The sequence below is a fragment of the Acinetobacter genomosp. 15BJ genome, assembly GCF_000400715.1.
In the GTDB taxonomy this organism is placed as follows: domain Bacteria; phylum Pseudomonadota; class Gammaproteobacteria; order Pseudomonadales; family Moraxellaceae; genus Acinetobacter.
Window position 1 is genome coordinate 258,836 of sequence record NZ_KE007346.1, and the last position, 24,598, is coordinate 283,433.

Sequence of the window (24,598 nt, forward strand, 5' to 3'; positions counted from 1 at the left end):
CCTCTTGATGAGGCTTTTTTATTATTGAAGCTTATTTGATATTTGGGTCACCTTGTTTCAAGAAGAAACGTAAGGCTAGTTTCTGTACCCAAGTACCATAAGGTGGATAGAACAGTTGGGTTGGGAAGAAGCGATGACGTGCAAAGATGGTTTTAGCATGGGAAAGCTCTCGGAAACCTTCTTCACCATGATAGGTTCCCATGCCTGAGTTCCCAATACCACCGAATGGCGCATCGTGGTTGACCACATGCCAGCCCCAATCATTCAAGGTCACACCACCTGAATGGGTTTGTTTTAAGACATAATCACGTTCATTTGCATCGTGAGTAAAGAGGTATAAAGCTAATGGTCTTTCACCTGCTTGAATATAATCAATCGCGTCATCCACTATACCGTAAGCAACCACAGGTAAAACTGGGCCGAATAGCTCTTCTTTAAGAATTCGCATATCTGCTGTGCAATTCAGGACGATATGTACAGGCATACGACGTGCATCTTTGTCACGGTCATATTCACCACAAGTAATAATTTGAGCGCCTTTGGCTTTGGCATCATCTAAGATATCGAGCAAACGTCTTAGATGACGATCATTGACAATCGAAGTGTAGTTTGTGTTTTGGCTAATATTATTGCCATACATCGCAGTGAAACTCGCTTGGCACTCTGCAACGAATTGATCGATTTTTTCTTTTGGCACCAGAGCATAGTCAGGTGCAACGCAGATCTGACCACAGTTGGTCGCTTTGCCGTGTAAAACGCGTTTTGCAGCATCAGCCAGTGGATAATGACGGCTGACTAAAGCAGGGGATTTCCCGCCTAACTCCAAGGTCACAGGGGTAAGGTTGTCTGCAGCTGCACGCATCACCACCCGACCAATCGCAGGTGAGCCCGTAAATACAATATGGTTGAAGGGGAGTGAGGTGAATTGTGCTGGATCAAGGATCTCTTCACCAAAAACAGCCACCTCATCTTCATTAAAGATTTCAGCCAGCATTCGTTTAACCACAGTATTGGTTGCAGGAGTCACTTCTGGCAGTTTAATCATCACTCGATTGCCTGCTGCAATTGCGGCAATTAAAGGACCTAAGGCCAAGTAAACAGGGAAGTTCCACGGAACAATAACACCCACTACACCTTTAGGCTGATATTGCACCCGTAAACGATTCGATAAAAATAGCAATTCAGTGCTACGTTTACTTGGTCGCATCCAACGTCTTAAATGACGAATTGCATGTTCTGCTTCAAGTACTGAACCGAGCAAATCAAGCAGTTTTGATTCATCTACCGAGCGTGAATTAAAGTCGGTATTAATTGCAGTCGCAATCACATCTTGATAACGGATAATTTGTTTTTTTATTTGCAATAATTTGGTGCGTCGATCATCGAGATCTGGGTAGGGCTGAGCATCAAAAGCAGCACGCTGTTGATTAAACACCGAATACATATGTTCGGTTGCAGGATCACTGAATTGTTGTGAAGTTGAAAGTGTCATTGTTGCTCCTTTCATGCTTATTAGTAGAATAGACTTTATGATTGATGAGATTTGTAGTCGATGTTAAATTGAGACAACAAAAGGTAATTTAGTGCCATTATGCATCATCACTCAAGGGATGAGGTGAAAAAATGCGTAAACAGGATGTGAACCCGATGTTGATTGAAGCGCGTTATGATCAAAATCAATTGGGTCAAGGTACGCCGATTTTAGGTCTAACCAGTTTGCTGGAAGCCATGCAACAGCAAGGTTATCGCTTGGATGAAGTTTTAGCGGGCACTGGAATTTCTCAAGCTGCACTGAATAGTGCAGCTTCTCATATCTCTCCCTATCAAAAATTACAACTTTTTCAAACGATTCAGCGTTTATCTAAAGATCCGCTGATTGGCATGCGGGCTGGGCAAAAACAGCGGTTATCGGACTTTGGGGTTTATGGTTATGCACTGTCTTCCTCTCGTAATTTCCAACAGGCGGTAGAGTTTGGTATTCGTCATATCAAACTCGCGGCACCCGTACTCAAGAAAACCTTTTCTATTCAAAAGCAAGTCGCCATTTTTGAAGGTCATGAAATTATTGCGCTGGGTCAATTATTGCCTTTGGTGTGTGAGTTTTGGTTTAGTTCCATGCAAACCCTGATTGAATGTGTATTAGAGGCACCATTTCAAGCGGAAAAACTGTTACTGCCTTATCCAGCACCTCAATATGCAGATGAATATGAAAAAGTATTTCGTTGCCCTGTGGAGTTCGATGCAGAGGTGATGCAGTGGCATTTTGATCTTGATTGGCTAGAGAAGCCGTGCCCGAATGCCAATCCGATTACTGCGGATATGTGTCGGTCTTTTTGCGAAAGGATGTTGGGTAGCGATGATGATGAACAAGAACCTGATTTAGTCCGCACGATCCGTCTGATCTTATTAGATGCGGTTGGCAGCTTTCCAAGCGCACAAGAGATCGCAGATCAATTGCATTTATCCAAGCGAACTTTATACCGCCGTTTGTCAGATGCGGAAGTCAGTTATCAAGAGATTTTAGACAGTACTAGAAGGCGACTTGCAGATGAATATTTGGCAACAAGTTTAAGCATTGATGAAATCGCAGAACGCTTAGGATTTTCTGATACCTCAAATTTTAGAAAAGCCTATCGTAATTGGGTTGGGATTTCACCAAATGAATATCGAGCGGATAAAAATAAGATAATTTAGTTTAAAAAATAGGTTTTATTCTCAAAATATGAATTTTTTAATTTAATTTTAATATCCTACGATAATAATAATTATTATAATTGTCGGAATGGTCATAAAGAGATATTTATTTTAAATATGATAGAAGTTTTATAAATGAATGATATTTGTTTTAATTATCATTCAATTAAACATGTTATTTTTTAATCAAAAAATGCACCACAATATTGCATTAAGTTTTTAAATATATAGCATTTTGATTACTTATTATTCATGTTTTTGATCGATTGATCTATATGTTTTAATAAAAATATATTAATAATTATGATCTTATGTTTAAAGGTATATTTGTATACTTTTAAGGTATTTTTCATGTGAATGGCTGTGTTCACTATATAATTAAATTAAATGAATTACCTGAAGTTAAATCGCATAGAATCTGTGCTGGATTAGGGTAGGTCTACCCATTAAAAAAACTTATTATGCTAAGGATTGCATTCAATGCTGACTTTTTTAGGTATCAGCATGATCATGTGCTTTATGTATTTGATCTAATTTACGCACTGTTTACGTTACTTCTAGCAAAGCCTCAACTAAGCTAAATTTATCTATATAACTTGAGCTTTTAGCTATGAGTGCTGTACTTGTTGAGATCAATCATCCATCTGCGCTAAAAAAGTATATTCATACCGCAGTCTCGAAAAATGAGGTTGAAGGTGTTGCGCAAAAAAAACAATTTATAGAAGAAGTTGAAACCTATTTAAAACATTATCCACAGACTCAACACGTTGATATTTATCTATGTGACTTAAATGGACATTTACGCGGTAAACGTATAGATGTCGGTTGCCTCAAAAATCTGAGTAAAGGTTGTTATTTCCCATTGTCGATTTATGCCATGAGTCTGGATGGCAAAGTGATTGAAGAGACAGGACTCGGTAAATATATTGGAGAACCTGATCATTTATGTGAACCTGTTTTAGGGACATTGAAACCACATGCACTTGAGCCCGAAACAACAGCTCAGCTACTGCTCAGTATGAAAGATGATCATCAGCAAGATTGCGTATTTGAACCTAGAAATATCGTAAAGAAAATCCTCCATCAATTGCAGCTAAAAAACTACTTTCCCTGTATCGCTGCCGAAGTCGAGTTCTATTTACATCCTTTAAGTGAGGCTAATGATGCCGAACAAACGATGTCACAATGCTTTGATATAAATACCACTGATCATTATCAAAATATTCTGAATGAGATTGAAGCAGTTGCAAAACGACAGAGCATTCAAATTACAGGAATCGTTTCCGAATCATCTTCAGGTCAGTATGAGATTAATCTGCAACATACAACGGATCTCTTGACTTTATGTGACCAGATTATGTTGTTGAAAAGAACCATCAAACAGGTTGCGAATAAGCATGGACTACGTGCGAACTTCCTTGCTAAGCCTGATATGCATAAAGCGGGCAGTGGTATGCACTTTCATATGAGTCTTTTAGATCAGAATCAGCAGAATCTTTTTAGTTCGGCGCAAGAGAAAATCTCTGATAATTTATTAAAAGCTGTGAGTGGTTTACTGTTATTGATGCCAGATTCGATGGCGATTTTAGCGCCCAATCTGAACTCTTTTAGACGTTTTAAGTTGGGTCATCATGTGCCCTTGGAGGCAAATTGGGGGCTCAATAATCGTAATGTGGCGATTCGAATTCCATGTTCAGATTCCGAAAATCAGCGTTTAGAATATCGTGTTGCAGGGGCAGACTGTAATCCTTATCTAGCGTTGGCAACGATTCTGATTGGAACTCTGCACGGTCTAACGCATCAGCTAGCGGTTCCGAAACAAGCGCATCAATTAAAACTGAAAAGTGAGCATGTATTATTACCAACTGAGCAAACGGAAGCATTAAAACTGCTCAAAGCCAATCAGTTATTAACTGAATATTTTGGCAGAGCCTTTGTTGATATCTGGTGTACGGTAAAGCAGGCAGAGTACCAAAGTGTTTATAGCCAGATTACTGCCATTGAAAAGAATTGGGATATATAAGTACCCTGATCATTTACTGCTGTCATATAACCAAAATAATCATGGGTTATGCGCTCAGCGGGACTCGAACCCACGTCGGTCGCTTAGGAGGCAACTGCTCTATCCAGTTAAGCTATAAGCGCATAATTTTATGATTATAAACAAAAAAGTGATTGCAGAAGCAATCACTTTTTAATGAAACCGATCAACTGTTAATTTTCAGTTTTGCCATTTAAAAACTTATAGAAAATAAACATGGCGACGATCCAGATCGGAATCATCAGTACAGATTCTTTAAAGCCTTGTTGCCACATGATATACAGCACCACAGCAATAAAAGCCAATACCAAATAGTTACTGAATGGAGACCATAAAGCTGGATAAGAGGTTTTAATTTGAGCTTTTTTAATATGACTTCTATATTTTAAATGAGTCAAGCTGATCATTGCCCAGTTTAAAACAAGCGCACCAACAACCACATACATCAAATGTCCAAGCGCATCTTCAGGCACGAAGTAGTTTAACAATACACAGCCAAAGATTAGGAACGCAGAGAGGAGTACTGCTGGAACAGGGACACCTTGTTTATTGGTTTTGGTAAATACTTTAGGTGCATTACCTTGTTGAGCTAGACCAAACACCATACGACTATTGGCATACATACCACTGTTATAAACTGACAATGCAGCAGTCAGGATAATAAAGTTAAGTAGATGTGCCGCCCAACCGATTCCCATTTGACTGAAAATCATCACGAATGGGCTCTTATCTAAACCACCTAGGTCCAACTGATTCCAAGGTACAAGTGACAATAGAATGGTAAGAGAACCCACATAGAACACTAAAATACGAATGACCACTTGGTTAATCGCTTTAGGAATGGTGGTCTTTGGATCTTTAGCTTCTGCTGCCGCCATACCAATCAGTTCAATGCCCCCAAAGGCAAACATCAAGAAAGCCAGCATATAGAACAAGCCATCAAAGCCATGCGGGAAAAAGCCGCCATGTGACCACAGGTTGCTAAAAGAGGCTGTTGAATTCGCATCCGCAGTGAAAAGCAAGAACAGACCAAACAAGATCATGGCAACGACAGCAGTCACCTTGATGATTGCTAACCAGAACTCAGATTCACCATAGAATTTAACATTGGTCAGGTTCACTGCTGTAATCACGACAAAGAAAAATAATACAGATTGCCATGCAGGAATTTGCGGCCACCAGTAATTAATATATTTACCTACCGCCGTTAGCTCAGTCATTGCGACAAGGATATACAGTACCCAATAGTTCCAGCCTGTGATAAAGCCTGGAAATTTACCCCAATATTTATAAGCAAAATGGCTAAATGAACCTGCAACAGGCTCTTCAACAATCATTTCACCTAAATGACGCATGATTAGAAAAACAATCAAGCCGCCAATCGCATACCCCAAAATAATAGATGGTCCAGCAGACTGGATAATTTGCGCAGAACCTAAAAATAAGCCCGTACCAATCGCTCCACCCATCGCAATGAGTTGGATATGGCGGTTTTTTAGTCCACGCTGAAGTTGAGAAGAATCGTTGTTCAAAGGACTGAGCTCGACGAGGAATTAACTGGATTATTCTAATAGATTGAAAGATTTTCGCCTAGTAAAAGTACAGCGATGCTATGACTGGAAAGTTGTTTTTAAAAGTTATTTAAAATCTTATATTTATATGAATATTAAAATGAAATATGCTGTAATTTTATACAGTTGAAAAATCCTCTAGTTTTTCCCGACGGATGGATTGCTATTTTTGCCATTGTGAAAGTCTTGGAATCTACTCACTATAATGCGCAGATTTTACGCATTATGACCAATCCCAAAACCATTGGTCGTATGGTATTTTTGACGGCAGTGCAGTACCTTTAGATTCAAAATTGATCTGTACCAAGAATATGATAAAAGGAAGACATTGACATGAGCTCAGTACCGCAAATAAAAGTCCCTGCAACCTATATGCGTGGAGGCACAAGTAAAGGTGTGTTTTTCAAACTGGATGATTTACCTGAAGCGGCACAAGTAGCGGGCAAAGCACGTGATCAACTTCTTCTCCGTGTGATTGGAAGTCCAGACCCTTATGGCAAACAGATTGATGGTATGGGGGGAGCAACCTCAAGCACCAGTAAAACCGTAATTTTGGCAAAAAGTTCTGAGCCAGAACACGACGTTGATTATTTATTTGGTCAAGTATCAATTGATCAGCCATTTGTCGACTGGAGTGGTAACTGTGGCAACCTAACCGCAGCAGTGGGTTCATTTGCAATTTCAAATGGTTTGGTTGATGCAGTGCGTATTCCTGAAAATGGCATTTGTACGGTACGGATCTGGCAGAAGAATATTCAAAAAACCATTATTGCACATGTCCCTGTGACCAACGGTCAAGTTCAGGAAACAGGTGATTTTGAACTGGATGGTGTGACCTTTCCAGCAGCTGAAGTTCAGATTGAATTTTTAGACCCAGCTGATGATGGTGAAGAAGGCGGAGATATGTTCCCGACAGGAAACGTTGTGGATCAACTGGTTGTTCCTGAAATCGGCACATTCCAAGCCACATTTATCAATGCAGGTATTCCGACCATTTTCCTCAATGCAGAAGATATTGGTTATCAAGGTACAGAATTACAAGATCAGATTAATGGTGATGCAGCAGCTTTAGCAAGGTTTGAGAAAATCCGTGCCTATGGTGCAGTACACATGGGGCTGATTAAAGATATTTCTGAAGCAGCAGCACGTCAGCATACCCCTAAAATTGCTTTTGTATCACAACCAAAAAGCTATATCTCATCAAGTGGTAAACCTGTTGAGACGGGTGATGTCGATTTATTGGTTCGCGCTTTGTCGATGGGTAAACTACATCATGCCATGATGGGAACGGCAGCAGTTGCGATTGGTACAGCCGCAGCTATTCCGGGAACCTTGGTGAATTTGGCAGCTGGTGGTGGTGAGCGTGAAGCCGTTCGTTTCGGTCATCCATCTGGGACTTTGCGTGTGGGTGCTCAAGCTGAATTGATTGATGGTAAATGGTCTGTGAAAAAAGCCATTATGAGTCGTAGCGCGCGTGTACTGATGGAAGGCTGGGTCCGTGTACCAGGTGATACCTTCTAGTTTATTTTATTTTTGAATTTTATAGGTAAGGCCTTCATTTGAAGGCCTTATTATTTTGGGTCTATTAAAAATACAAACACAATTTGATGAGATAAATAATGTTATGATGTTGAGATTCTGACAAGTCTTGTCATTTTACTCTTCCATTCAGATTTCCTGAGGCAACAACTGTGTCATCTATCTCTCAAGTTAATGCGGATGTTTTAAAACAAGCTCAACAACGTATTCAACAAGATTTATTGACAGCATTGGCTGCATTTTCAATTCCAGAACCTTTAAAAGCAGCCGTTCATCATACCGTGATGTTAGGTGGTAAACGGGTTCGTCCTGCACTCTGTTATGCAGCAGCGTCATTACAGCCGAATCAAAACTTTGCAGCAGCGCGCCGTGCCGCAGTTGCAGTTGAATTGATTCACTGTTATTCGTTGGCACATGATGATTTGCCATGTATGGACAATGATTTACTGCGTCGTGGGCAACCCACTTGCCATGTCGCATTTGGTGAAGATACAGCGTTATTAGCTGGTGATATTTTGCAGTCGATGGCTTTTGAAATATTGAGCAGCCGTTTGTTTGATGAGCAAGGGCAAGGAACTGAAGCGGCTATTGTCTTAAAACAAGTGCAAATCTTAGCAACAGCAAGTTCAAGAATGGTTTGTGGGCAGGTATTGGATTTACAGGCTGAAGGGGAAGGGAAACAAGTTGATCAAGCTGAACTGGAAAATATTCACCGCAATAAAACAGGTGCTTTGATTCAAGCAGCAATTATGATGGGTGCGGTGACCATTTTTAATGGGACCGATCAAGCAATTCCTAAATTACGCCAATTTGGGCAAACGATTGGTTTAGCATTCCAAGTTCAAGATGACATTCTGGATGTGACTTCAAGCACTGAGACCTTAGGCAAGACTGCTGGTAAAGATGAACAAGTACAGAAATCGACTTATCCATCGTTGATGGGTTTAACGCAAGCACAGGCCTATGCACAAACTTTACATGATCAAGCCTTTGAAGCCTTGGCTTATTTTGGTGATGATGCCAAAGAGCTGGTCAAAATTTCCCAGTTTTTACTAGCACGGAAAAGTTAATCTTTCGTCAACTTTGATCAATGATTAAATGTTATAAAAGACCATCCTTGTATGGTCTTTATTATTAGTGGATATACGCCTTAATACGATCAACAGAATAGATTTAAGCGGTTTATAAATCATTGTTTTAATATAAAAGTGAATCTAAGATAAATAGATGATCATAGAAATAACAACAGAGCATCGCTTTATGAATGACGATCAATTAGAACAACTCGCGCTTGAATATGGACAACAACTGGCTTTTTCAATCCAGTCACAACCTTTTGGGCCAGACTGTGAGGTCTTTAAGATCTTTGACAAGGTATTCATGTTGATTGGTGCTTATTCAGGTAAGCCGCTAGTGACGATTAAATGCGAGCCTGAGAAAAGTTTGGAATATCAGGAGCTGTATCCTTCAATTTCGGCAGGCTACCATATGAATAAGAAACACTGGATTTCGATTGCAAGTAGTCCAGAGATCACCGCAGATTTGCTACAAGACCTGATTAAAGATTCTTATGATTTGGTGGTAGGAAAACTGCCCGTTAAAGATCGAAAACGGATTCAGAATGTTTAAAAAAATAAAGCAGCGTTAACGCTGCTTTATTTTTACTGGAAAGTGGACTTAGTGTTTGCCCATAATTCCACGAATGGCATTGAGTACGTCCGCTGGAAGTACCACAGTTTTTGCATTGCTTGATTTAGAAAGATCCTGCATTGCTTTCACATATTGCTCACCGAGTAAGTAAGCAACAGGGATTTCTTTATCACCTACAGCAGTGGTGACCATTTCAATCGCACGTTGTGAAGATTCAGCAAGGACCACCTGTGCTTCTGCATCACGACGCGAAGCTTCCAAACGACCATCCGCTTCTAAAATCGCAGCTTGCTTTTCACCATCTGCTTTGGTCACAGTCGCACGACGTTGACGTTCAGCCGCTGCCTGTGCTTCCATTGCAGCTTGCATGGTGTGAGATGGTTGAATATCTTGGATTTCAACCGTTTTTAGGGTAATCCCCCAATCTGAAATATCATCAGAAATGGCTGCTTTTAACTTCGCTTTGATATGATCACGAGATGAAAGTGCATCATCCAAGTCCATTTCACCAACGATTGAACGGAGTGAAGTTTGAACAAGGTTTTGAATGGCCCAAGTATAGTTTTCAATCCCGTACACCGCTTTTTCTGGTGTTGTCAGGTTGATATAAGCTACGGCATTCATCACCAGTACCGCATTGTCTCGGGTAATTACTTCTTGTGAAGGAATATCTAAAACAATATCTTTAGTGGTAATTTTATAAGCAACTTCGTCTACATAGGGGATAACGAAATTGAGACCAGGATTCAACGTGGTATGGTATTTACCTAAACGTTGAACAATCCATTTATAACCTTGGGGAACAATGCGAACCCCTTTAAAGATGGTTATAGCGATAAAAGCTAAAAATGCTAAAACAACAATAGTACCGACAGACATTGAAAACCCTCTTTTGTGTTTATGACGTGCTATGCGGTTGAACGACTAAATCATTACCCAAAATATCAACTACTCGAACGCGATCGCCGACTTGTACAGGTACGGTACAACGACAATTCCATTCATCAGAACCTAAAACAGGCATCGAAAAGCGTACAATGATTTGTCCATGCTCAAGACCAGTCTGGATCACCATCCCGACTTGACCAATGGTTGCTTCACGAGGAAGTCCTGCTTTGGTTTTATCAATGGAAAGCGGTTTGATAAATTTGAACCAAAGAATCGTGCATAAAATAGATAAAATTCCCCAAGTAATGACTTGGGTCGTAAAGCCCATCATCGGGAAAAGCCACAGTAAAATACAGACCATGACTGCTGCTATGCCAAACCATAATGCAGCAAAAGCAGGCAAAATTAACTCTGAAAGAATCAGTAAAATCCCTAATACAAACCAGTGCCAAGGTTCAACTACAAATTCCATAGATTTGCTCGCATCATTAAACGGAGTGGAGGTGAAAAAATATTCACCTTTAGCACTCTAGCAGATCATTATCTTTATGAATATACAAAGATTGTTTTTTTAGAATTTGGGGCTGATGGTCATGAGAAATCTTGCTTAGATTGCAAGTCGTTACGCAGATCAACAGCCCCTGAGGAGAATTTTTAGAATTTAGACTTTGGCGCAGGCTTAAGGGCAGCAGGGGAGTTTTTAAATGTAGTAATCGCATTTCGAATCGCAGTGATCTTGGCTTGAGCAGCTTTTTCACCTTCCAAAATTGCTTCATTACTTGATTTAAGATCAAGTGCACCGAGATGACCGACTTTAGGTTGAATCACGACAGTGGCTTGATTGAGCTCTTCATTTATACTTTGTTGTCCCATAATATTAATGGTCTGATCCAATAAGCCCCACATGCTTAAAGGTTTACCACCGACTGGACGTGCAGAGATATCCACTGCAATCACAATATCGGCTCCCATATCTTTGGCTGTTTTCACGGGAATAGGGCTGACTAAGCCACCATCTACATATTTGGTATTGCCAATCACCGCAGGCACAAACACGTTTGGAATACTACAAGAAGCACGTACGGCTTGACCTGCATTGCCTTTAATAAACTCTGCTTTTTTTCCATTATCTAAGCGGGTTGCGACCGCAGCAAAACGAATTGGGAATTGCTCAATCGGTTTATTGCTCACTTGCGTATTTACATAGTTTTGTAGCTTTTGGCCAAGGATAATACCTTGACTATTTAAAGTTAAATCACGTAAATCAGATTCTTGCAGTTTTAAAGCCAGATTCTGCATTTGATAAGGGGTTTGACCACTGGCATAAATACTGCCCACGAAGCTCCCTGCACTGGTGCCCGTCACGATTTTGGCTTTAATGCCATGCGACTCTAACACCTTGATGACACCAATATGGGCAAAGCCTTTGGCGCCACCACCACCCAACGCGAGTGCAATGACGGGTTCACGTGCTTTAATCGCCGTAGTTTGAGGTGTTTTCTTTGCTGTTTGATCACAACCAAATAAAGCGAGACTTAGAACAGCCAAGCAAGACAGTCGAGCAATTTTCATATCAGGTGCAGATAAAATGTACAAAAAGATGGGCACATCAGAGCAGATTTGCCCTTAACTTTCTAGTTTTTTTTCACAAGTTTTTGTAAGGGTTCTGCCAGCCAATCAGGGTTCTTGGGCGAGAAGTGCCCGACATAACGTTGCATGATATGCTCTAAGTCTTGTTGATAGTGACCTGTTGGGGTAAAAGCACCTAAGCAGTAAATGGTTTTGTGGTCGTAATCAAAAGCAAACATGACGATGGGAATCCCAGCGGCATGGGCAATATGATAGAAACCACTTTTCATTTTCTCTGCTTTTTTACGTGTTCCTTCAGGCGCCATCCCGATCCAGATTTTATCGTGCGCATGAATCGTGGCAACGACTTGTTCAGTCAAACCATGAGCACTATCACGATGAACAGGAATGAGTCCTGCCCAGTTTAAAAGTGGCTTCAAAGCTGGTTTAAATAAAGTATCTTTACCTAGAACCGTAATTTTTAAACCCAAGCCACCGATAGCGAGAAAACCATACCAACCATCAATGTTGGACGTATGTGGTGAGATAATGGCAACAGCTTTAGGTAAATTGGGAATTTCACCAACAACAGTCCAGCCTTGGCCGAGAAAAAGTTTTTTACACAATGCACGACTATAAGCTGTACCACGTTGTGGAACCAGCGGAGGTAAATCTGGAAAATGCTGTGGCATAAATCACGATATGTAATGACAACTACAATTATGTTAAACACTCATGACAGCGCCTGCATTGGCAAAAAATAAGATTTTATTGCCTTACAGATGAAAGGATTGGATACTTGATCGACCTTATTGTGCTGCCATGGAAAACGCGGAATGCCTAATCTTCGACAGATTTACATTTTATTGTTTTCTTTGTATTGGGCACAAGGCTTGCCTGTAGGCTTTATGACGCATGCATTGCCTGTGATTTTAAGGGCACAGGGAGTGTCGTTGGCGCATATTGGTGGTTTCGGCTTATTGATGTTGCCTTGGTCGATTAAGATTTTTTGGGCAGCTTATGTGGATCGGTTTGCCTTATCTAGATTCGGGCACTACCGTAGCTGGATCATTCCGACGCAACTTTGCAGCGTTGTTATTCTGATCGTTTTATCTTTTTTTCCTATTCATGCCTTGGATCAACCCAATTATCTACTGATTTTCTTTAGCTTACTCTTGCTGATGAATTTAACTGGTGCAACCCAAGATATTGCTACAGATGGTTTGGCAGTCAATTTACTCAAAAGTGATCAGCAGCATTGGGGCAATACCTTCCAAGTGATCGGATCACGCTTGGGTTTTATTGTCGGTGGCGGAGCTGTACTTTGGTGTTTGGATTGGCTAGATTGGCAAAGCACATTTCTGGCTTTGGCAGGTTTGGTATTGATCAATACGCTGCCTGTTTTGTTTTATCGTGAACCACAACATGCAAGTAAAACTGTACTGAAGAATGCAACCTCACAATCCTTTATGCAGGCGGTCACAAGCTATTTAGATTATTTCCAGTCTTCTTCAGAATTAAAAGCATGGCTGTTGGTATTGATCAGTTTTAAAGTGGCGGATGGTTTAGCTGGACCTTTATTAAAACCTTTAATGGTGGATATGGGATTGAACTTTACCCAGATTGGGGTATTTATTACCATGTTTGGAGCGGTTGCTGCATTATTGGGGGCGGCTGTCGCTGGACTATTATTAAAATACTTCTCGAGAACATATTGTTTAATCGTATTCTCGTTTCTGAAAATTATAAGTTTGGGTGCTTATGCCGTTTTAGGCTATGCCTATGAATCTCATTATCAAATTGCTCCACTTTGGTTGTATGTAGTAAATGCTGTTGAAGATGCCTGTTCTGCAATGCTGCTGGTGGTGATGCTGACACTGGTCATGCAATATAGCCGTAAACAATTTGCAGGAACGGACTTTACCTTTCAGGTATCGATCATGGCAACGGTGAGTGGTTTATTGTATTTATTCAGTGGTGTGGTGGGCGACTGGCTGGGCTATGCGGATTATTTACTGGTGATCTGCGTCATTTCAATCCTGTGTTTGAGTCCGATCTTTTATTGGAAAAATAAAGCAAGATAAGGGTCACTTTTTATTACAATTTTTGTGTTTAAACGATGCATGTTGAAACAAATAATCTGGGTACATGACTCAGCTTATATAGGAATGGAATGATTTTCATCGGATTTTATCATTTTCTGAATATAGAGAAGTTTGTGAATAAAAATAAAGAAATATTACGATAGTTAATTGATATTTAAATTAATTTAATCATAAATAAAAGCGTCCAAGGCTTCAGTAAAAACAATAAGTATGTGTATAAAAATTAAACTTTAGTCGAAATAGGAATAAATTAATAAGATTTTAATCGTTTTGTCATATAGAGTTAATGTGTAGGATTTGTTACAAATTTAACCAGGATGTAAACAATGAAAATCAAAATTGTAACAGCAGCAGTGCTTAGTTTACTTGCAACAACCACTTTTGCTGCACCAACACTTTATGGCGAGATTGATGCCAGTGTTGATTATTTACCAGAAAAAAATGCAACTAAATCAAATAAAGATGTTTGGGAAATTAGCTCAAACAATTCATTCCTTGGGATTAAAGGTGATGAAAAACTGACTGAGCGTTTAAGCGCTGTCTATGCAATTGAATGGGCATTTAATGCAGATGGTGATGGTGATGACTGGAATAAGCGTAATCGTTTTGTCGGCTTAAAAGATACGCAATTAGGGACAGTGAAAATTGGTGCGCATGATACGCCATTAAAGCAATTATCAAGTACCGTAGATACATTCAATAACTATATTGCTAACAAAGCGGATATCGCAGGCATTTTCACAGGTGAAAACCGTGTATCCAATGTTATTGTGTATGAATCTCCAGCGGTGAAATTACTTGATGGTGCCTTTAAGTTGAATGCCTTACTCGCAACTGGCGAGTCAAGTGGTATTAAATCAGATAAAGGCGTTGTTAAAACCGCGGGTCGTGGTTTAGGTGATGCATGGTCAGCTTCAGTAACTTATGAAAATCCACTGGTAACTGCTGGTATTGGTTATGACAAAGCGATTCCAAGTACCTTCCTTGGTCGTGGTTTCTTGAATGCTGCTGAACCTGCAATTTCGGGTGGTAGTCTTTTTGCTGCGGCAAATACGGTACGTGCGATTGGTAAAGTCACACCACTTGAAGGTTTGGCATTAAAAGCACTTTATCAGACTTCTGAAGTAGAAGCGGCGGCAGGTAATGCGGTTGGTTCAGAAAATATTGATGATACACAAGGTTGGTTGTTGGGTGCAGAATATAATATCCCTCAAGCGAAGAACTGGACGGTGAAAGGTCAATATAGCCAGAATGATACAAGTTTTAAAACTAATACTGCTGACTTTAAAGCAAAACAAATTATCGCTGGGGCAGATTATGCATTTAACAAACAAGTTAAGACTTATGGTTATGCAGGTTATCTAACGCTTGAGCAAGCAAGTAAAAAGGATAAACAACCTGTGGCAGGCTTAGGTTTAGAGTTCAAATTCTAATCTGCTTTTATTTAAAAAAATGCCCTTTAAGTTTGCTTAAAGGGCATTTTTGTTTATATTGTTTTTTCTTTAAATAGAATCATTTATTTTCATAAAACGCTAGGCTACAAGGATGGAGGGTTGCTTCAACAAGGATCTATAAAAATAGGACGTTATTCATACATTAATTAATTCAATTCTTAATTAACTCAATTTTTAACCTGTCATTTTGTTGGGTTGCTATTGTTTTGTTTAAGTCATTTTTAAGTTTTTATTCTTATCTTAAAAAAAGCTAAGAAATTTATTTTTAGATTGTGATGCTTATGTTGCTAAAAAGACTCAAAACCAAGACCATTTCATTACTCACCTTCAATGTGTTACTCGCAGTTTGGTTAGGGGTTTTTCTCAATTTTGCATTCTATGAAAAGATGCAGACACTGACCCCTTATACAGGTTTTAAAGCAGGACTATTTGTTTTAGCATCAGTCGGTGTGGTAACTGCATTCTATACTTTTCTTTTTCAAGTTTTGAACTGGAAATGGACAGCAAAACCAATTGCAATCGCCTTAGTCTTTATTGGTGGTTTTGCTTCTTATGCGGTCAATACTCTAGGGGTCTGGATCACCTCAGACCAAATTCAAAACCTGATGCAAACGGATATCGCTGAAGCAAAAGATACATGGTCTTGGCATTTGCTGGTTTGGATCATTGGTATGGTGATTGTGCCGATTATTGTAATTTTGCTGATTAAATTAAAACCTGAACCTGTTATTCGACAAATTTGGAAAAAAGTGCTGGCTTCACTTGTTTCTTTAGCTATGGTTGGTGGTTTGCTATTTGTCTTTTATGTCGATTTTGCTGCAATCTTTCGTGAAAACCGCGATTTAAAGGGCATGATTTCTCCTCAAAATATGATTGCTTCATTTGTATCGTATTATAAAAAGAAAGCACCTAAGGAAAATCTTCCTCTGGTGACTTATGGAGAAGATGCTCAAGCAACTCAATTATCAACAGGTGTACCAAAGTTGATGGTGTTAGTGGTTGGTGAAACAGCGCGTGCAGAAAATTTTTCTTTGAATGGTTATGCAAAGGACACCAATCCTAAGTTATCCAAACAAGATATTTTAAATTTCTCTCAGGTGAGTTCGTGTGGTACAGCAACGGCAGTTTCAGTCCCATGTATGTTTTCTGGTATGCCAAGAGAAGATTACGATGAACGTCTCGCGAGTCATCGAGAAGGCCTACTAGATATTGCAAAGCGAGCGGGTTATCAAGTGACTTGGATTGATAATAATTCAGGTTGTAAAGGGACTTGTGACCGTGTTGAGCAATTTAAAATTCCTGAACCAATTCAACAGAAATGGTGTAAGGATGGTGAGTGTCTGGATGATATTTTGATTGACAGCCTCAAAGCTTATATCGAAACGATTCCGAAAGATGATACTCGTCCACATCTAGTTGTATTGCATCAAATGGGCAGTCATGGACCAGCCTATTATAAGCGGGTACCTGCTGAATACCGTGTATTTAAACCAACTTGTGATACCAATGCGATTCAGGGCTGTACTCAAGAAGCACTCGTGAATAGCTATGATAATACTTTGCTTTATACCGATTATGTTTTAGATTCATTGATTGAAACATTAAAAAATACAACGAAATATCAAACTGGTTTGTGGTATTTGTCTGATCATGGTGAATCAACAGGTGAGAGTGGGATGTATTTGCATGGTGCGCCTTATGCGATTGCACCCACGCAACAAACCCATGTACCCATGGTGATGTGGTTCTCTCAGACATGGCAGCAACAAGCCGCGAAGCAAATAAAATGTTTGGCACAACAAAGTAAAAATAAGCTGAGCCAAGATAACTTGTTCCCAACCATGCTGAGTTTGCTTGATATCAAAACCAAGGTAATTAATGCTAAAAATGACATGTTGCAGACATGTCCTAACCCATAAGGTGAAGTGAAATCATGACTAAGATCTTGATGATAGAAGATGATTTTATGATTGCGGAGTCAACATTGACTTTATTGCGATATCATCAGTTTGAGGTGGAGTGGGTTAACAACGGGGTTGATGGGCTAGCTTTGTTAACCAAACAGCCGTTTGATTTAATCTTGTTGGATTTAGGCCTACCTTTAATGGATGGGATGCAAATCCTTAGACAGATTCGTCAACGTAGTTCGATACCTGTGTTGATCATTTCTGCACGAGATCAGCTACAAAATCGTGTGGATGGTCTCAACCAAGGGGCAGATGATTATCTGATTAAACCGTATGAGTTTGATGAACTACTTGCGAGGATCAATGCTTTATTACGCCGTGGCAGTGTAGAAACAGCACAGTTGAAAAGTCAGTCACAATTGTTAAAAAGTGGTGAGTTGACTCTCGATGTTGAACAGCACTTGGCGACATTTAAAGGACAACAGATTGAACTTTCTAATCGGGAATGGGCCATTCTGATCCCGATGGTTTCTCATCCAAACAAAATTTTCTCGAAAGCTAATTTGGAAGACAAACTTTATGATTTTGACAGTGAAGTGACCAGTAATACCATTGAAGTCTATGTGCATCATTTGCGAGCCAAACTTGGAAAAGACTTTATTCGAACCATTCGTGGTCTAGGTTATCGTTTGGGGCAAGCTTAAACTTATGAAAAAAACTCAGCATTATTCACTCAAGAAAAGACTGATTTGGGGAACCTCTATTTTCAGTATTGTGCTGGGTTGTTTCTTGATTTTAGCCGCATATAAAATTTCATTACATGAAGTCGATGAAATTTTAGATACCCAAATGCAGTATATGGCGGAACGTTCAAGCTCTCATCCTGTAACGCCAATGGCAAGTCGAGTGGAATTACATCGAGCGTATCACGAAGAAGATTTGCTGATTGATATTTGGGCTTATAAAGATCAAAGCCATTTGTGGCATCAGACCCATCTTTTGGTTCCACCTGTGAAACAAGCAGGTTTTTATACCCAAAACACACCGCAAGGAAAGTGGCGTGTTTATGTGATTCCATTAAAAGACTATCAGATTCAAGTTAGTCAGCAAGAAGAGGTTCGCCATGCGTTTGCGTGGGAGTTGGCTGGGAGTATGTTTGTCCCTTATCTGCTGTTATTGCCGATTGCGATTCTGGTTTTGGCGTTTATTATCAGTCTGAGCTTAAAACCTTTAGATGACTTTAAAACAGAACTGACCCAGCGTGATTCGGATGGATTATCGCCTATAGATGTGAAAGACTATCCACAAGAACTGTTGCCCACCATTGAAGAAATGAATCGTTTATTCGAACGGATTCAGCATGCACAGACTGAACAAAAACAATTTATTGCCGATGCTGCACATGAACTTAGAACACCTGTGACTGCGCTAAATTTACAAACGCGAATCTTGATCAGTCAGTTTCCAGAACATGAGGCTTTGCAAAATCTGAGTAAAGGCTTAGCCCGTATTCAACATTTAGTCACCCAGCTTTTGGCATTGGCTAAACAGGATGTTGCACTGAGTCTGATTGAACCTAATACTAATTTCAGATTGAACGATGTTGCGCTTAATTGTGTTGAGCAATTGGTGAATTTAGCTATGCAAAAGGAGATTGATTTAGGTTTTGAGCGTAATGATCCGATTGAAATGCAGAGTCTTGAATCAACGGTACATTCAATTATTTTCAACTTGATTGATAATGCAATTAAATACACGCCAAATCAGGGCATTATTAATATTTCAGTGTATAGCGATGCGGATGATTTTGCCTATATTCAAATCGAAGACAGTGGTAATGGGATTGATCCTGAACAATACGACAAAGTCCTGAAGCGTTTTTATCGCGTACATCATCACTTAGAAGTGGGCAGTGGACTTGGACTTTCAATTGTGGATAAAGCCACCCAACGTTTAGGTGGGGTTTTGACTTTATCTCGGAGTATTGAATTAGGTGGTTTGAGCGTATTGGTCAGATTACCAAAGAAACTTGCGCATCATGAACAGCATTGAACATAGATGAAAGATTTTCAAATTAATGGGGTTCAGTATGGATTTCTGAGTGCTGTTTCAGGTCGCGCAGGAATAACACACATTTCTGGATGCGTTTACCATCATTGCCGACTTTGCTGACATTCAAGCGTAATACCCAGTTTAAACGTTTACCAACTTTACAAATATCTTTATAGACTTGAGGTTCATCCAGTAGAGCTTGATAAAGCAGTTGGCTGGCTGGCTCAAGTCGTTCAAATTCAAAATGATAGGCTGTCGAGAAGATAAACAGTAACCAGTCACGAACAAAACAATCATGCAGGCTGAGCACATCTCGCGGATCCGTTTCAAAATCAATAAAAGTAAACTGATTTTGTTCATCGACAAGAATGTTCCGCGCAAAGGCTTCACTTAAATAACCATCATTCGCATGCAACTTGCGAATGGCCTGAATGGCTTGATGAAATAAGCCGAATTGTTGTTCTGGATGATCTTTAAGGCTTGCAATTTTCTGGTCTAGTTGGCTGACATGGCTTTGACGTTGTGAGCCGACATCTTCGAGCAAAATGCCTTTTTTTGAGAGCGCCAATACATTCGGTGTTGAAATCCCTAATGCTTTGAGCTGCTGAATACGTTTGAATTCACATTGAATCGCAGCTGATCCACCTTGATTTGGAACTGGGGTAATTGAACCGAGATTAAATATTTTTGCTAGCCATTTTAGAGGCGTATATAACCACAAACCATGACGTTCAGATGCTTTTTTAAGCCATACTTTACGTGAATCTAGTTCATAAGACTGAATAGAGTCGGATTGCGTTGCTAAAGTGGATTCCAAAAAAGTTTGATAGTCAGACATACGGCAGCAAAAATAATCCTAGTGTGAGCGTCAAACGTACTCGTTCTTTGAGTACGGGCGTTCACTTTACCACATCAATTGTCGATAAAGGTATAGAATTACGATTTGTAATGGCTTGGTGGCGCTTATAAGTGAGTGCATACAACACAAGGTTCACAGCAACACAAACCCATGCAGTCCACAAGTTATGACTCAGAAAATGAGCGCCGCGCATCATCTGTGCCCAACCCATCGCAAAGCCAATGATCATCGCTGCAACTAGATAAAACCAAGCACGTTGTGTTTGATGCAAACGATAGACAAAGTAGCCTGTGACCAATGCGAAACCAGTACTGGCATGTCCGCCCGGAAAGCAGTGTCCAGCGGTTGCAGAGAAATCCCAGATAAAGCCTGTTGGGGTTTCATGGGTCATATACCATGGACAGGCATGATAAGAGTGAGCTTTGAGTAGACCAACGATACCAGTACAGAGCATGCTGACCCAAAACATATAACCATATTGCCAACGTTGCGATTTTAGCTTTTCAACTTTAAAAGAGGCACACCATAAAAAGAAAAAAATCACATAAACAAGTGTTAACAGTTGTTTAACGTAAGTATGGTTAAGTTTATCGAGAAACCAATCATTTTTATAAGGAAAGCCACCATGTTGACTGACCCAAGGTTGAATCAGTTGCAAGTCAATGGTTCCACCGACTGGAAACACGAACAACAAGATGAAAAAGCTGACCAATAATAGAAAGCTCATCAATACGAAGAAAGGTGTTTTCAAAATCATGGAACGTATTATTAAAATCAGATGACAATTGTGTTATTTAATGTGAATAAGCTTAATTGGCTCTTAAATCATCATAAAAAAGTGTTAGTGGAGAGTAGTTAAAAATAAGCGCAAACTTATTTTTTCAAGCATTTGAAATTATTTATTTTATTTTTTATTTAAGTATATTTTATGATTTTTGGTTGTTCCATTTCAGCATAAAGCAGCCATTTGGCTGCTTTATTTCTGCTGTAAACCAGAACTGATTAGTGCAGGATTTTATTCAGGAATTGCTGTGCACGTTCTCCGCGCGGTGTACCAAAGAATTCATCTTTAGAACAGTCTTCTACAATTTTTCCTTGATCCATAAAAATAATCCGATTGGCTACCTGACGAGCGAAGCCCATTTCATGGGTCACACACATCATGGTCATGCCTTCTTTAGCCAATCCCACCATCACATCGAGGACCTCATTGATCATTTCAGGGTCAAGCGCAGAAGTTGGCTCATCAAATAGCATCGCAATCGGGTCCATACTGAGGGCACGCGCAATTGCAACTCGCTGTTGTTGTCCCCCTGAAAGCTGGGCGGGATATTTATTGGCATGGGCACTGAGCCCAACCCGATCCAGATAGGCTAGTCCTTTTTTATTGGCTTCCGCTTCTGAACGTCCAAGCACTTTGATTTGTGCAATCGTGAGGTTTTCGGTAATGCTGAGATGAGGAAACAATTCAAAGTGCTGGAACACCATACCGACACGGCTGCGTAGTTTAGTCATATCGGTTTTGGGTTCGTGAACTGGCACATCATCGACAAAGATCTTACCTTGTTGAAATGGTTCTAGCCCATTTACGGTTTTAATTAGGGTTGATTTTCCTGAACCTGATGGACCACATACCACCACCACTTCGCCTTGACAAATTTGAGTACTGCAGTCGGTCAGTACCTGAAATTGATCGTACCATTTACTGACATTTTGGAGGTCAATCATTACTTTATTGTCGCTCATACACTTAACCTCCTTTGTAAACGTTTCACTGCGAATGTCGCTAAAGTACTGATGGTAAAATACACCAGCCCTGCAAATAAAATATATTGGGTGAGTAGAGACATTAAATCGCCACGAACATAATTTGTTCTAAAAAAGTCAAGCAAACCAATAGCATAAACCATGGTTGAGTCTTGAAATAGGATAATCGTCTGCTGAAGCAGTAACGGAGTCATTTTTCTGAATGCCTGCGGCAAAATAATCAGTCGCATGGATTGACCATAGCTCATGCCCAATGCAGAAGCAGCAGCAGCTTGCCCTTTGGGAATGGACTGAATCCCTGCACGGACAATTTCAGAAAAATAGGCTGCTTCAAACAGCATGAAGGCCACAATACTTGAAACCAAAGCGGTATCAATGGTCAGATATTGTCCTGTGATTGCGGTATAAAAAAATGGCACAGCAAAATAGAACCACATCAATACCAGCAGCAGGGGAATGGAGCGAAACAGATCGACATAGGCCTGAGCGATCCAATTTAAAATTTTGATTGATGACAGGCGCATCAGGGCCACTAGGGTACCAATCGCAATACCGCCAATGGTTGCAATTACCACGACTTTTAAGGTAATGCTGAATCCATACCAGAGTGCAGGTCCAGACTGCTGTAAGTCACTGAGAAAAGACGTTAGCCATTCCATACTATTTTCCTCCTGATATTAAACCAGGAATACGCAGACGTTTTTCCAACAGGTTCATGCTAAAAATAAGACAGATGTTAATCAGAATAAAAATGAGCGTGACATAGGTGTAAATTTCGATGGTATTCTGGGTGTATTCACTGATGGTTTTCATCTGCGAAATAATTTCTGCAACACCGACCAGAGAGGCGACTGAGGTGTTTTTGACACAGTTGGTCAACTCTGAACTTAGTGGCGGTAAAATAGTGCGAAATGACTGCGGCAGAATGACATAGCGATACAGTTGCGCCGTGGAAAAGCCCATGGCATAACCTGCATTAATTTGTCCCTTAGGTAGGGCTTCAATCCCTGTTCGAACCTGCTCACACACCCGAGCAGCAGTGAACAGTCCGAGTCCAATACTGGCCGAAATCAGGGCGGTGGTATTGGCCCCTAGATCATTCATCCACCAGCTTTTAATCGGTGCTGGCAGAAAGTTGGGAACCACATAAAACCAGATAAATAATTGAACCAGTAACGGTACATTTCTGAACAGGGTGACGTAAGCGGTACCAATGGCTCTGGCGGTTTTATTGGGGAGTGTGCGCATAATTCCGAGGATACTGCCCAGCAGCAGGGCAATACTCCATGCGATCACAGCAATCACAACCAGCCAACCCAGACCTGTGACGATCCAGTTCAGGTAGGTGGTATCTCCGATACCTGTTGATTGCCACAAAACTCCCCAGTTCCAGCTATAATTCATAACAACTCCTGAGTAGAATCGGGATAACATCCACTGTTTCCCGATCCCACAATACTATGCTTGCTATAAGGGGAGCGAATTACTGATCGCGATCATGTGGATTGCTGATTAAGGCTTTGAGCTGATCCGACATGGCAAAATTCAAATTAATATTTTTCGGTGGAATCGGTTGCTGGAACCATTTTTCATACATCTTGTTGATTTCACCAGAGGCATAGGTTGCTTTAATCGCATCGTCAACCACTTGTTTAAAGCCTGTATCACCTTTACGCAGCATACAACCATAAATTTCATGGATTGGTGCTGTGCCGACGATATCCCATTGATTCGGGTCTTTGGCTTTGGATTTTTCACCTGCAAGCAGAATATCATCCATCATAAAAGCGACAGCACGGCCATTTTGCAGCATTAAGAATGATTCAGCATGGTCTTTGGCGGAAATAATTTCGCCAATGCCAAGTTCTTGCTGGTGTTGACGAATATAGCGTTCAGAGGTGGTTCCGGCTGTAGTGACCAGCTTTTTGCCTTTTAAATCGGCGAAGTCTTTAATGCCCGAATTTTTAGCAGTCAGCAGCCGAGAACCCACTTCAAAGAAACCGACAGAGAAATCGACTTGCTGCTGTCGTTCTTTATTGTTGGTGGTTGAGCCACATTCCAGATCGACGGTGCCATTCGAGACCAGTGGAATACGGTTCTGACTGGTGACTAGGTTATAGCGAATTTTTAGGTCAGGCATATTCAGTTTCTGCTTCACGGCCTCAACAACTTTAAGTTGCAGATCATGCGCATAACCGACAGGTTGGTTTGGGGTAGATGCAATATAAGAAAAGGGAATTGATGAATCTCGATAACCCAACACAATCGTGCCAGAGCTTTTGATTTTGTTTAATGTTCCCGAAGTGGAGGCACCAGCTTCAGTCGCTTTGTCGCCAGCAGCCGGCGCTTTGTTGTCACTACAAGCACTGAGTCCGAATACCAATGTGCCTGCACAAAGCAGAGAGGTCATGGTGCGTTTATAAATCATGTACAAAACTCCTTTTGTATCGTTATGATCGCATGCGTCATTGTTGCGGTTTAACCGTTCATTTTTATGAAAAA

The 24,598-nt window shown here is 40.3% G+C and carries 22 protein-coding genes and 1 tRNA gene; 10 read left to right on the plus strand and 13 right to left on the minus strand.

The genetic code is table 11. From position 1 onward, the window contains the following. Positions 1-31: 31 nt before the first annotated feature. On the minus strand, positions 32-1,492 hold the full coding sequence (locus F896_RS15410; protein WP_016162736.1) for a coniferyl aldehyde dehydrogenase: 1,461 nt from the start codon (positions 1,490-1,492) through the stop codon (positions 32-34). Positions 1,493-1,623: 131 nt separating this feature from the next. Between F896_RS15410 and F896_RS15405 the strand changes: the two genes are divergently transcribed. Together F896_RS15405 and F896_RS15400 are read left to right on the plus strand one after the other, a co-directional pair. Next, positions 1,624-2,694, plus strand: a complete 1,071-nt coding sequence (locus F896_RS15405) for an AraC family transcriptional regulator (protein ID WP_016162737.1) — start codon at positions 1,624-1,626, stop codon at positions 2,692-2,694. A 610-nt stretch (positions 2,695-3,304) separates the two neighbouring features. Beyond that, positions 3,305-4,717, plus strand: a complete 1,413-nt coding sequence (locus F896_RS15400; RefSeq protein WP_016162738.1) for a glutamine synthetase family protein — start codon at positions 3,305-3,307, stop codon at positions 4,715-4,717. 49 nt (positions 4,718-4,766) lie between these two features. On the opposite strand, the gene F896_RS15395 is transcribed toward F896_RS15400, so the two are convergent. Next, positions 4,767-4,839, minus strand: a tRNA-Arg gene (locus F896_RS15395). Positions 4,840-4,908: 69 nt separating this feature from the next. Beyond that, positions 4,909-6,267 (minus strand): amino acid permease, encoded by a 1,359-nt coding sequence (locus F896_RS15390; RefSeq protein WP_016162739.1) that lies wholly within the window; start codon positions 6,265-6,267, stop codon positions 4,909-4,911. 372 nt (positions 6,268-6,639) lie between these two features. Here F896_RS15390 and prpF point away from each other — a divergent pair, with 372 nt between their 5' ends. The 3 genes from prpF to F896_RS15375 all read left to right on the plus strand — a co-directional run bounded on the left by prpF (position 6,640) and on the right by F896_RS15375 (position 9,474). Further along, positions 6,640-7,827, plus strand: coding sequence for a 2-methylaconitate cis-trans isomerase PrpF (gene prpF / locus F896_RS15385; protein ID WP_016162740.1), 1,188 nt, complete (start codon positions 6,640-6,642; stop codon positions 7,825-7,827). Between the two features lie 170 nt (positions 7,828-7,997). Beyond that, on the plus strand, positions 7,998-8,915 hold the full coding sequence (locus F896_RS15380; protein WP_016162741.1) for a polyprenyl synthetase family protein: 918 nt from the start codon (positions 7,998-8,000) through the stop codon (positions 8,913-8,915). 190 nt (positions 8,916-9,105) lie between these two features. Beyond that, entirely contained in the window at positions 9,106-9,474 is a 369-nt protein-coding gene (locus F896_RS15375) for an MmcQ/YjbR family DNA-binding protein (RefSeq protein ID WP_016162742.1), read from the plus strand. Between the two features lie 48 nt (positions 9,475-9,522). Here F896_RS15375 and F896_RS15370 read toward each other — a convergent pair whose 3' ends face one another. The 4 genes from F896_RS15370 to F896_RS15355 all read right to left on the minus strand — a co-directional run bounded on the left by F896_RS15370 (position 9,523) and on the right by F896_RS15355 (position 12,644). Beyond that, positions 9,523-10,374, minus strand: a complete 852-nt coding sequence (locus F896_RS15370; protein ID WP_004803045.1) for an SPFH domain-containing protein — start codon at positions 10,372-10,374, stop codon at positions 9,523-9,525. Positions 10,375-10,393: 19 nt separating this feature from the next. After that, on the minus strand, positions 10,394-10,855 hold the full coding sequence (locus F896_RS15365) for an NfeD family protein (protein ID WP_004803047.1): 462 nt from the start codon (positions 10,853-10,855) through the stop codon (positions 10,394-10,396). A gap of 182 nt (positions 10,856-11,037) precedes the next feature. Then, positions 11,038-11,955 carry a patatin-like phospholipase family protein gene (locus F896_RS15360; RefSeq protein ID WP_016162743.1) on the minus strand — a complete coding sequence of 306 codons (918 nt, stop codon included), beginning with the start codon at positions 11,953-11,955 and terminating at the stop codon, positions 11,038-11,040. 62 nt (positions 11,956-12,017) lie between these two features. Next, complete coding sequence (locus F896_RS15355; RefSeq protein ID WP_016162744.1) at positions 12,018-12,644, minus strand: 1-acyl-sn-glycerol-3-phosphate acyltransferase; 627 nt, start codon at positions 12,642-12,644, stop codon at positions 12,018-12,020. 144 nt (positions 12,645-12,788) lie between these two features. On the opposite strand from F896_RS15355, the gene F896_RS15350 reads away from it, so the two are divergent. The 5 genes from F896_RS15350 to F896_RS15330 all read left to right on the plus strand — a co-directional run bounded on the left by F896_RS15350 (position 12,789) and on the right by F896_RS15330 (position 19,470). Further along, the gene (locus F896_RS15350) at positions 12,789-14,036 is read left to right on the plus strand and encodes an MFS transporter (protein WP_016162745.1); all 1,248 of its coding nucleotides are present in this window, start codon (positions 12,789-12,791) and stop codon (positions 14,034-14,036) included. Between the two features lie 347 nt (positions 14,037-14,383). Continuing rightward, the gene (locus F896_RS15345) at positions 14,384-15,490 is read left to right on the plus strand and encodes a porin (protein ID WP_016162746.1); all 1,107 of its coding nucleotides are present in this window, start codon (positions 14,384-14,386) and stop codon (positions 15,488-15,490) included. Between the two features lie 302 nt (positions 15,491-15,792). Continuing rightward, entirely contained in the window at positions 15,793-17,430 is a 1,638-nt protein-coding gene (locus F896_RS15340; protein ID WP_016162747.1) for a phosphoethanolamine transferase, read from the plus strand. Between the two features lie 14 nt (positions 17,431-17,444). Further along, on the plus strand, positions 17,445-18,122 hold the full coding sequence (locus F896_RS15335; protein ID WP_016162748.1) for a DNA-binding response regulator PmrA: 678 nt from the start codon (positions 17,445-17,447) through the stop codon (positions 18,120-18,122). A gap of 4 nt (positions 18,123-18,126) precedes the next feature. After that, positions 18,127-19,470 carry an ATP-binding protein gene (locus F896_RS15330; RefSeq protein WP_016162749.1) on the plus strand — a complete coding sequence of 448 codons (1,344 nt, stop codon included), beginning with the start codon at positions 18,127-18,129 and terminating at the stop codon, positions 19,468-19,470. Between the two features lie 22 nt (positions 19,471-19,492). On the opposite strand, the gene F896_RS15325 is transcribed toward F896_RS15330, so the two are convergent. The 6 genes from F896_RS15325 to F896_RS15300 form a co-directional block, all read right to left on the minus strand. Beyond that, entirely contained in the window at positions 19,493-20,308 is an 816-nt protein-coding gene (locus F896_RS15325) for a lipopolysaccharide kinase InaA family protein (RefSeq protein WP_016162750.1), read from the minus strand. A gap of 61 nt (positions 20,309-20,369) precedes the next feature. Beyond that, positions 20,370-21,086: a phosphatase PAP2 family protein gene (locus tag F896_RS15320; protein WP_016162751.1), complete on the minus strand. Its 717-nt coding sequence runs from the start codon at positions 21,084-21,086 to the stop codon at positions 20,370-20,372. Positions 21,087-21,331: 245 nt separating this feature from the next. Further along, positions 21,332-22,057, minus strand: coding sequence for an amino acid ABC transporter ATP-binding protein (locus F896_RS15315; RefSeq protein ID WP_171069650.1), 726 nt, complete (start codon positions 22,055-22,057; stop codon positions 21,332-21,334). A gap of 14 nt (positions 22,058-22,071) precedes the next feature. After that, positions 22,072-22,755: an ABC transporter permease subunit gene (locus F896_RS15310; protein ID WP_016162753.1), complete on the minus strand. Its 684-nt coding sequence runs from the start codon at positions 22,753-22,755 to the stop codon at positions 22,072-22,074. Between the two features lies 1 nt (position 22,756). Continuing rightward, positions 22,757-23,500 carry an amino acid ABC transporter permease gene (locus tag F896_RS15305; protein ID WP_016162754.1) on the minus strand — a complete coding sequence of 248 codons (744 nt, stop codon included), beginning with the start codon at positions 23,498-23,500 and terminating at the stop codon, positions 22,757-22,759. A 79-nt stretch (positions 23,501-23,579) separates the two neighbouring features. Beyond that, complete coding sequence (locus F896_RS15300) at positions 23,580-24,524, minus strand: transporter substrate-binding domain-containing protein (RefSeq protein WP_016162755.1); 945 nt, start codon at positions 24,522-24,524, stop codon at positions 23,580-23,582. Positions 24,525-24,598: the final 74 nt, after the last annotated feature.

What these genes read in the sequence shown, in the direction of transcription:
- F896_RS15300 (WP_016162755.1), bottom strand. Translation starts at nt 24,524, where the DNA reads ATGATTTATAAACGCACCATGACCTCTCTGCTTTGTGCAGGCACATTG.
- F896_RS15345 (WP_016162746.1), top strand. Translation starts at nt 14,384, where the DNA reads ATGAAAATCAAAATTGTAACAGCAGCAGTGCTTAGTTTACTTGCAACA.
- prpF (WP_016162740.1), top strand. Translation starts at nt 6,640, where the DNA reads ATGAGCTCAGTACCGCAAATAAAAGTCCCTGCAACCTATATGCGTGGA.
- F896_RS15315 (WP_171069650.1), bottom strand. Translation starts at nt 22,057, where the DNA reads ATGATTGACCTCCAAAATGTCAGTAAATGGTACGATCAATTTCAGGTA.
- F896_RS15360 (WP_016162743.1), bottom strand. Translation starts at nt 11,955, where the DNA reads ATGAAAATTGCTCGACTGTCTTGCTTGGCTGTTCTAAGTCTCGCTTTA.
- F896_RS15335 (WP_016162748.1), top strand. Translation starts at nt 17,445, where the DNA reads ATGACTAAGATCTTGATGATAGAAGATGATTTTATGATTGCGGAGTCA.
- F896_RS15340 (WP_016162747.1), top strand. Translation starts at nt 15,793, where the DNA reads ATGTTGCTAAAAAGACTCAAAACCAAGACCATTTCATTACTCACCTTC.
- F896_RS15400 (WP_016162738.1), top strand. Translation starts at nt 3,305, where the DNA reads ATGAGTGCTGTACTTGTTGAGATCAATCATCCATCTGCGCTAAAAAAG.
- F896_RS15325 (WP_016162750.1), bottom strand. Translation starts at nt 20,308, where the DNA reads ATGTCTGACTATCAAACTTTTTTGGAATCCACTTTAGCAACGCAATCC.
- F896_RS15405 (WP_016162737.1), top strand. Translation starts at nt 1,624, where the DNA reads ATGCGTAAACAGGATGTGAACCCGATGTTGATTGAAGCGCGTTATGAT.
- F896_RS15330 (WP_016162749.1), top strand. Translation starts at nt 18,127, where the DNA reads ATGAAAAAAACTCAGCATTATTCACTCAAGAAAAGACTGATTTGGGGA.
- F896_RS15365 (WP_004803047.1), bottom strand. Translation starts at nt 10,855, where the DNA reads ATGGAATTTGTAGTTGAACCTTGGCACTGGTTTGTATTAGGGATTTTA.
- F896_RS15375 (WP_016162742.1), top strand. Translation starts at nt 9,106, where the DNA reads ATGAATGACGATCAATTAGAACAACTCGCGCTTGAATATGGACAACAA.
- F896_RS15320 (WP_016162751.1), bottom strand. Translation starts at nt 21,086, where the DNA reads ATGATTTTGAAAACACCTTTCTTCGTATTGATGAGCTTTCTATTATTG.
- F896_RS15410 (WP_016162736.1), bottom strand. Translation starts at nt 1,492, where the DNA reads ATGACACTTTCAACTTCACAACAATTCAGTGATCCTGCAACCGAACAT.
- F896_RS15305 (WP_016162754.1), bottom strand. Translation starts at nt 23,500, where the DNA reads ATGAATTATAGCTGGAACTGGGGAGTTTTGTGGCAATCAACAGGTATC.
- F896_RS15370 (WP_004803045.1), bottom strand. Translation starts at nt 10,374, where the DNA reads ATGTCTGTCGGTACTATTGTTGTTTTAGCATTTTTAGCTTTTATCGCT.
- F896_RS15350 (WP_016162745.1), top strand. Translation starts at nt 12,789, where the DNA reads ATGCCTAATCTTCGACAGATTTACATTTTATTGTTTTCTTTGTATTGG.
- F896_RS15355 (WP_016162744.1), bottom strand. Translation starts at nt 12,644, where the DNA reads ATGCCACAGCATTTTCCAGATTTACCTCCGCTGGTTCCACAACGTGGT.
- F896_RS15310 (WP_016162753.1), bottom strand. Translation starts at nt 22,755, where the DNA reads ATGGAATGGCTAACGTCTTTTCTCAGTGACTTACAGCAGTCTGGACCT.